The following is a 6,912-nucleotide window of genomic DNA, read 5'->3' as shown; positions in this document are numbered from 1 at the left end:
TTTTCATACCTTTGCTTTTAGGAGTAAAACAGTAAGCAGCGGCGCTAAAACCTTTAGAAGGCCTTCCTGCCTAAAATTCTAACGGGCGCTTGGCTGCCGAAGGAAGAGGGGAATGGGGACTAATACGCGGAATAGGCCGTTGGCCTAGCGAGCGTGGGAGTTCACCCCGTTCTCTTCTTCTAAAAATAGTAACTTAAAAACAGTAAGGCAAATCTAAAGGCCAGCGGGAGAACAAGACAACTAAAACCCTGCCTTTTCGGCTAGCCGTTTTACCCATGAATAGTCTGTGCTACCCCAGTAAACATCCCATGTTGGATTATCCCACTTGTTTGTAAAAAGTTGCTCTATTAGTAATGGCTTTATTTTATCAAAATCGTTTAGCGGAAAGTATATCGGTACCTTACCATTATTTGCTTCCTGATGGTACATATCCAACATAAGGTTATACTTATGCCTTACCCAATGCTCCATCTCAGACACCCACGAAATTTTATGCCTATCTGGAATGTCCTTTTCGTTATAGAAATTATAATCATTCTGCTCTCTGAATAGTAAACTATATTTAATAGAATAATTCACTAATTTGTCAAATTCAAGGAAATTACCACTTAAAATCCAACTATAGTAATTATCTAAAAACTGTATATTGAATTTTAAATTGTCTTTATGATAATAATTGTGAGGAGTTGATAACCCTATATAAGAATACAAAATAAACAAACTAAGAAAAAGCATCTTCTCACCTTGAACAATTTTTAAAGTAATTATATAGTTATCACGATTATACATCTCTGTGTTTATAATTATACTAACATGCTGATTGTATAAGCAACAATATAGTTCGCCTTCATAGTTTTCAACAATAAGATTGTACTTATCTATTAACTTTGAAAAGTTTGCTTTAACTATCTCACTAAATACAGCCATATTTACTTTTCAATTGTCCAATAATTTTCCTTTTTTACAAAATGGTAAGTGGATTTAAATTCATTTATCTCGTCCATAAATGCACCTTTTAAATCAATTATTCTTGTATCGTTAGGGTCGACCAAAATAATTACATTGTATTTATCAGGATTATTTAATATGTCCTGAATTTGTGGTTTATTGAAATCATTCCACCATACTTTCCCTGGGGTTTTAATAGTTTTGTCAGGTATGTTCAGAAGGTGAATTCTCCTTTTTGTACTGCTAATATTTTCAACTGCTTCATAGTACTTCATCATTTTTAATTCATCGAGAACCTGCTTTGTGGTAATATAACCGAGGTTATATGGATCATTATACTTTCCAAGAATGATGTTAATTTTCCCTTCAACCAAAGGTATTGTTTTTCCACCAATAGTGATTGAGTTGGATCCAAAACCGTGTATCAATTTTAGGTTATCAAAAACAGCGTTGTATTCAGCATCTGTGCCATTTTGAATGTAGCGTCCAATTAAATTGCCGTTAGCATCGGTTATTTCGTCAATGTAATAACCTAAAAATGGTTTATCGGTGGCTTTAAGATCGGCAAATAATAGTTCTCCAGATATTTTGTCATACTTAATAAGGAAACGACCATCGGCAGATACTTTTTCGACAATATTATCGCCTTGTGCTGTCCAAAATGTTCTAGCTCGACATGTTTTGCCTTCAGCATTTTTTAGTTCATTGAATATGTTAGAAGCGCTAGGGAATTTCTTCTTAAAGGCATTGATTACATCATCAATACCCCAGAGCCGTTCAATCTCTGCTACAGCGTTGTCTACTTCACCTACCTTATCGGCAGGGCAACCAACCTTTGTTCTATTGGCTTTCCAGAATTCCACAAAGTTTTGAACCTTAGACGGCATCAGCTGGTAAACCAATCGGGCCGATGTGACACCAATGTAGGAATTGTAAACAATGTCCCAAACCTCCACAAAATCCTTATACCGGCTGTCATCCTGCATCCCGCTTAAGTTAACCAGCAGGTCAATCGATGGAAATGCAAGGTCGGCAATAGCAAATGCCCTGGAAACAACTGTTTCTGCAGCGCTATACCCGCCAAAGGAAAGGGTGATAAAAAAGCCATCAACACCATACCTTAGCATTTTCCACGCTTTCTCGTTGTCCTGTTCGTTCAGTATCCAATGAAACAGGATTGCAGGGATAACAATTATACTTTGGCTTTCTTCATCCGCGTTTACCCCCAAATATTTAATGTCGCTTCTGACATCAAGGCCTATGTATTCGTAAGGGTTGAGGTAAGTTAATAAATTGTCGTAACCTTGATCTAACTTGTGCTCATAAGTTATCCGAAACTTAGATTTGTCTACTGAATTTTGAGAATGGAATATTATGTAGTCAGATAGGACCTTCTTTTTCCATAGGAAAATTTTGTTATTAAGTTTTCTGCTCGGATCGGTAAATGTTGATTGCTCCAGCTCTGAGACAGTGGGAGCAGGATATACTTGATAAATAAATCCAGAGATAGTGAATACAAACTTACTGAATTCATCCCCATCAATATGGTAAATGAGCTTATTAATCAAATTGTCTTTAAGTAAAAGAGTCAAAAACTCTTTCTTTTTGTCAAACTCTGTGATACCCTCCACTAGCCTTAATGCCAGCTGCTCCTGTCCACTTCCAAAGAATTGATTTCCGTACATTGGAGCATCAGCAAGTACTTTTAGTATGTAATAACGTGTATCAATTGAAATGCTTTGATTATAACCTTGAACGAGCATCCATGCTAAGTATGTAAATTTGTCTCGATCAGACTCATACATAACCATTTGCTGCTCTAATTTATCCTCGCCTTCTTGGTATGCCAATAAAGCTTTTTCAAAAATTTCGAATTGCTCTTCTGGCTTCCAAACACCCTCGTCCCAGTAGTTTGAGTTTGCTTTGCCTGAAAAAGTTTTATAATCATCATAAAGGTTGTTTCCGCATTTGTCTATTAGCTTTGCGACCTCAAATATTTTCGCCTTGAGCGATTCATCTGTAACACCCTCAATATGTTCATTATAGAATTTCTGACCAAGATCACCTAGGCAATTATTTCCACCAAAGGATATTTTCTTAAATAGAATTTTATTCGATATGTCGAAAGATGCTGGAACATTACCTTTTCCAGTGTTTTCAGTTTCTGTTGTAGATTTTGTAGTATTTGCAGTATAAAGAATGAGTTCACACCCAGGATCTTCTCCAAGTATTACTTTCATTGGAGCACTAATACTCTTTGTTATTGATTCCTTATAGAATTCACCTGTGATCTGGCCATTTACTTTTAAAGTATAACCTTTAAAAATCAATTTATTATCACTGGGCAAAAAATTTCCAACATAAATTTGATTCCCAACTTTAAATGTTAATAATGGGCCATCTGGTATGGCTAGGTTCACTGTTTTATTTGTATTGTTTTCTTTACAAACACCCGTGAAATTTACTAATGCATTTGATGGCAGAGTTATTGGGAGGCCTGCTGGAGTTAAATATGTTATATATTGTTTGTCACCTATGTATGATGAAATATCTTTGGCTACATCTGAAAAATCAATATTTCTACTTTCATAAATACTCGCCGCATCCGTCTCATCATCCAGCAACCCCGTTGTCAGTTCCGGGTTGTGAATTAGGTCCCACTGGGGCTTAATAAGGCGGGGGCCACCGTTGTAGTCCATGAGGTTGTCGGTGGTGCCCTGCGGCAGCACGGGGAAGGTGTGCTCCAGGTTAAAGGCGCCATGGCCCAGCTCGTGGGCTAGCGTGCGGGCATCGGTGGAGCTCTGTGCAATGAAGCCAAACCTACGGGCACGGGGCATGTAGCCCTGCAGCGTGGCATCGCTAAAGCGCGGCACCACAAAGAGGTAGTAGGTGCCATCCTCCAGCGTGGGGTTGGCCACCTTGTAGGCATCAATAAGGTTGTTCATGCCCTCGGTGTAGCTGCTGGCCATTTCGCTGGAGCCAAACTCCAGCTGGCCACCGGGTATGGTGTAGGCAAACGGTGCTGTCACCGTAACCGTCCACGAGGTTACCGCCTGGCCGTAAATGGCGCTGAGCTGGCTTTGTAGCGCACCTGCGTCTGGAGCGGTTGTTCCGGCCAGCGGCACCACCACCAGCTTCATGGGCTGCGGCTGGTATACCACCGCCTTGGCGGCACCAATGTCCACCTGCTCGGTTTTGCCATCGGCATTGTGCTTGGTGTAGCGCACTATTATGGGCTCCTCGCCCTCGGAAAGCCCCTGCAGCGAAACCATGAGTTTGTTGTTACCCATCACGTCCTTTTTAGCCACCTTGGCGTTGGTCTGCACATCAATGGTGAGGCTGTCGGTGGTAATCTTGCTGCTGCCGGGCTTTAGCTCCAGCACCACGTTGTCGCTGCCACTCACCGGCAGCGCCTTGTAGGGTATTCCCACCTCCCTACCGTTAATGGTGGCTATGGGGTAGTAGCTGCGCAGCGCCTCGTAGGCCAGCGAGTCATAACCGTAGGTAGACATGGAGGCCTTGTGGAAGAAGGCCGTTGGCAGGTCGCCCGCGGGGTTGTATGGCTTCACGGTGCCGTTCTCTACAATAAGTGGCCCATCGCCATAGCTGGTGGTGCCACCTCCTCCGGTGGATCCTCCCGCGCCAGCTCCGTCGCCTCCGCCATTCCCGGTGGTGCCACCGGTGGTAGTCCCAGCTCCGCCTCCCGTGGGGGGATAGATAACCACTGGCTGGTTGGCCAGCGGGATAAAGGTGGTGTCGCCTCCCGACACAACGGCCACATCGCCGTTGGGGTTTACTATAATGGTATCGATGGGGTTATCGAGGTGCAGGGTATCGAGCACCGTTACTCCCCCGCTACCGTATATGGTTGTATTCTTACTCTTGGTGGTTATCACCTCGCCGCTAATGAGCTGGTAGGTGGTGTTTATGCCAATTTTGTTGAAGGTGCAGCTGAGCCCCACACCCGCTATGGGTAGGTATACCTCACCCATTCCGGTAAAGATGCCGTTGCTACCCTGAACGCTGGTAACCTTAACGGGCATAACGCCGGCAAGGAATGTTTGGTTGGTATGGAGTGCTGGGAGCGGATTAGCTCGCCTTTGGCTCATGATCCTGTCTTACGGGTTCGTTGAATTTATCTCAAAGCAAAAGGGATAAACATTTCTGCCTATCCCTTAGTTGTGACCCCGACAGGATTCAAACCTGTGACCTTCAGAACCGGAATCTGACGTTCTATTCAGCTGAACTACGGGGCCTTATTATTTTTGCTTCTAAATATCGTTTTCCTGCGCTGGACTTGAAATACTTTTCTCGTTTTCTGGCATCCTCTCGTACAGCAAACTCCTCAACATAAACTAACCTAAATGGGGCAAAAGCTTTGTTAGACCTAGTTTTTCCCGCATTATGTTCCCTAAGCCGCTGCTCAAGGTTTTGGGTCATCCCCTTGTAATACCTTCCAAAATTAATACTTTCTATTACATATACGTAATACATATTAACCGGAATCTGACGTTCCCTGCCCGACTGCTTGTGGGCAAATCTAATCTTAGCAGCCAAGTCGTCCCGAATTCAAAACATTTTATACCCAATATTCCTGTTGGTCAGGCGGGTATTCAGCTGAACTACGGGGCCAGCGGAGTGCAAAGTTAATATTTTTCTCCCCTATGCTAGCGGTATCGTTAAAAAAAATCAACCACCACGTAACGAGAAATCGAATTTTGATTACATAAACCCAAGTTCGAGCATGGCCTCCTCGCTCATCATGCTTTTGTCCCAGGGTGGGTCGAAGGTGAGGTTTATAACCACATCGGTAACGCCCGTAATTTCAGCAACCCTGTCGTTTACCTCCATAATCAGTTGGTCGGCCATGGGGCAGTTGGGCGCGGTGAGGGTAAGCTTCACCTCCACCTTGCGGCTGTCGTCGATGTTTACTTCGTAAATGAGACCTAGGTCGTATATGTTTACCGGAATTTCCGGATCATACACGTTCTTTAATACCTTAACAATATCGGCCTCAATATCGGGAATAGGTCGTAATTCCATGTTTTCTAGCTATTTAATTTTGATTTAAAGGCCATAGCATAAAGCTTCATCTGCTTAATCATGGCAAGTAGGCCATTGGCTCTGGTGGGAGAAAGATTCTCCTTAAGCCCTATCTGGTTGATAAAGTGTAGGTCAGAGTTGATTATCTCATCAGGAGTCCTTCCAGAAAGCGCCCTAATAAGCAGGGCAATAATGCCCTTGGTGATAATGGCGTCGCTATCGGCGGTAAAGACAATGCTGTCGTCCTGCAGCTCGGCATTAATCCAAACTCGGCTCTGGCATCCCTTGATTACGTATTGGTCTGTCTTGAACTTTGGATCGATGGCAGGAACATTCTTACCAAGCTCGATGAGGTAGGCGTAACGGTCCATCCATTGGTCGAGACTACTGAATTCGTCAACAATTTCTTCCTGAACTTTTTCTAAGGTCATGGCATTATTTATTAATTCTGCTGATGTGGCATTTTTACCCATCCATTCAATTACAAATCTTGCTATTCAAACATCTCCTTCACCTTCAGCAATGCTTGGTAGAGCTTGTCTACCTCCTCCATGGTGTTGTAGAGGCCAAAAGAGGCTCTAACCGTTCCACCAATTCCAAAGTGCTGCATAACCGGTTCGGTGCAATGCGTGCCAGTTCTTACGGCCACCCCTAGCTTATCTAATATCATGCCGGTATCATAGTGGTGAATATCTTTCAACAGAAATGATATGAGGCTTACCTTATGCGGTGCATTTCCATAGATGGTTAACCCGGGAATGGAGAGTAACTTTTCGGTGGCATAACGAAGCAGCTGCTCTTCGTGGGCAGCAATGTTGACCATTCCAAGCGACTGAACGTAACGGATAGCCTCAGCAAGACCAACGGCCCCAATGAAGTTGGCGGTTCCTGCCTCAAACTTGAGCGGCAAATCGGCATAGG

6 protein-coding genes and 1 tRNA gene are annotated in these 6,912 nt (G+C 43.2%); all 7 read right to left on the bottom strand.

Annotated features, from left to right (window positions below; genetic code table 11):
- Positions 1-240: 240 nt before the first annotated feature.
- Positions 241-579 (bottom strand): hypothetical protein, encoded by a 339-nt coding sequence (locus VMW01_02205; protein ID HUW05049.1) that lies wholly within the window; start codon positions 577-579, stop codon positions 241-243.
- A 350-nt stretch (positions 580-929) separates the two neighbouring features.
- Positions 930-5,057 carry a hypothetical protein gene (locus VMW01_02200; GenBank protein HUW05048.1) on the bottom strand — a complete coding sequence of 1,376 codons (4,128 nt, stop codon included), beginning with the start codon at positions 5,055-5,057 and terminating at the stop codon, positions 930-932.
- 73 nt (positions 5,058-5,130) lie between these two features.
- Positions 5,131-5,204, bottom strand: a tRNA-Arg gene (locus VMW01_02195).
- Positions 5,182-5,505, bottom strand: a complete 324-nt coding sequence (locus tag VMW01_02190; protein ID HUW05047.1) for a GIY-YIG nuclease family protein — start codon at positions 5,503-5,505, stop codon at positions 5,182-5,184. The genes VMW01_02195 and VMW01_02190 overlap by 23 nt, the downstream gene beginning before the upstream one ends.
- A 165-nt stretch (positions 5,506-5,670) precedes the next feature.
- Entirely contained in the window at positions 5,671-5,991 is a 321-nt protein-coding gene (locus tag VMW01_02185; GenBank protein ID HUW05046.1) for an iron-sulfur cluster assembly protein, read from the bottom strand.
- Positions 5,992-5,996: 5 nt separating this feature from the next.
- On the bottom strand, positions 5,997-6,422 hold the full coding sequence (locus VMW01_02180) for a SufE family protein (GenBank protein HUW05045.1): 426 nt from the start codon (positions 6,420-6,422) through the stop codon (positions 5,997-5,999).
- A gap of 62 nt (positions 6,423-6,484) precedes the next feature.
- A partial coding sequence (locus tag VMW01_02175) for an aminotransferase class V-fold PLP-dependent enzyme (GenBank protein HUW05044.1) occupies positions 6,485-6,912 on the bottom strand: 428 nt, incomplete at its 5' end.

It is taken from the genome of Williamwhitmania sp. (genome assembly GCA_035529935.1).
GTDB lineage: Bacteria > Bacteroidota > Bacteroidia > Bacteroidales > Williamwhitmaniaceae > Williamwhitmania.
The sequence above is the reverse complement of the archived record's forward strand: the minus strand, read 5'-3'. Positions and strand labels throughout refer to the sequence as shown.